This window comes from Flavonifractor plautii ATCC 29863, from assembly GCF_000239295.1.
GTDB lineage: Bacteria > Bacillota > Clostridia > Oscillospirales > Oscillospiraceae > Flavonifractor > Flavonifractor plautii.
This window is the reverse complement of record NZ_JH417811.1, coordinates 1-1,236: the sequence shown is the minus strand read 5'-3', so window position 1 is coordinate 1,236 and position 1,236 is coordinate 1. Positions and strand designations below refer to the sequence as shown.

The window sequence follows — 1,236 nt, the reverse complement described above, 5'->3', positions numbered from 1 at the left end:
GGCGGCGCCGCTTTTGCTTGTCCTTTTTCCTCCGGCGGGATATAATAGGTAGGAAACGACCCGGAGGAAAGGAGTCCCCACCATGAAGATCTGCTATGAAACCGTGCGGAATTCAGAGGAGATCCGCACCTATATCACCCAAGCCGACCAGTCCCTGCTGGCCCGGGGCTTCACCGAGCACAGCTTTGCCCACGTCACCCGCTGCGCCGAGTTTGCCGCCCGCATCCTGGCCCAGCTCGGATATGGAGAGCACGACCAGGAGCTGGCCCGCATCGCCGGCTTTATGCACGACATCGGCAACGTGGTCAACCGCCACGACCACGCCCAGACCGGCGCCGTCATGGCCTTCCGTATTCTGGACAAGATGGGCATGGAGCCCGCTGACGTGGCCGCCGTCATCACCGCCATCGGCCACCACGACGATCCCACCGCCTTCCCCGTCAATCCGGTTGCCGCGGCGTTGATCCTGGCAGACAAGACCGATGTGCGCCGCAGCCGGGTACGCAACAAGGAGCATCAGAGCTTCGACATCCATGACCGGGTCAACTATGCCGCCGAGCGTTCCGAGCTGACACTGGACCCGGAGCGGCGCACCCTCACCCTCTCCCTGGGCATCAACACCGAATTCTGCGCCGTGATGGACTACTTCGAGATCTTTCTGGAGCGGATGCTCCTCTGCCGCCGTGCGGCGGAATTCCTGGAGCTGACCTTCAAGCTGGATATCAACGGCCTGAGCCTGCTGTAAACGCACAGCCGGGGCCGACGCTCCTCCTGTGCAGCAAAAACTCCAGAGACAGCACAACCCCCCGGCCATCCATCGTGACCGGGGGGCTACCGTTCGATCTGGGGTTCTACCACTACACATTACCTCGCACTTTCTACAGATTTTACCACGCGGTGGAGCAACAGAACGGGAAATTCCTTTGTTTCACTGTCTCCTGCAACAAATCGGCACTTGGTTTCCGTCTTCGGCGAACTTCACCTCGGAGGTCTTCCCTTTGTGCATCTCACTTCATTGAGTCCGTTGGGAACGAGTGCAAGCTTGGAACTTCAGGTATTTGGTCTTCCCATACGCTGTGGCCGGAAAAGAATGAGCTTTCTCAGCCCATGGGGCTCACCTCTTTCTTTTTCTGTCTAGATCATACTACCGTCCATCCCTTTTGTCAAGTGTTTTTGTTTGAATTGCCTCAATTTTTTGCAAGCCGGACGGGAAGAGGGGGGCCGCCTGGGCGGCCC

At 58.8% G+C, this 1,236-nt stretch carries 1 protein-coding gene; it reads left to right on the top strand.

The features are described from left to right. Nucleotides 1–82 precede the first annotated feature (82 nt). The gene (locus HMPREF0372_RS13020) at nucleotides 83–745 is read left to right on the top strand and encodes an HD domain-containing protein (protein ID WP_007493271.1); all 663 of its coding nucleotides are present in this window, start codon (nucleotides 83–85) and stop codon (nucleotides 743–745) included. The last annotated feature ends 491 nt before the right edge of the window (nucleotides 746–1,236 follow it).

Bases quoted from the DNA above. Each gene is read 5' to 3' on its own strand.
- HMPREF0372_RS13020 (WP_007493271.1), top strand. From the start codon at position 83: ATGAAGATCTGCTATGAAACCGTGCGGAATTCAGAGGAGATCCGCACC.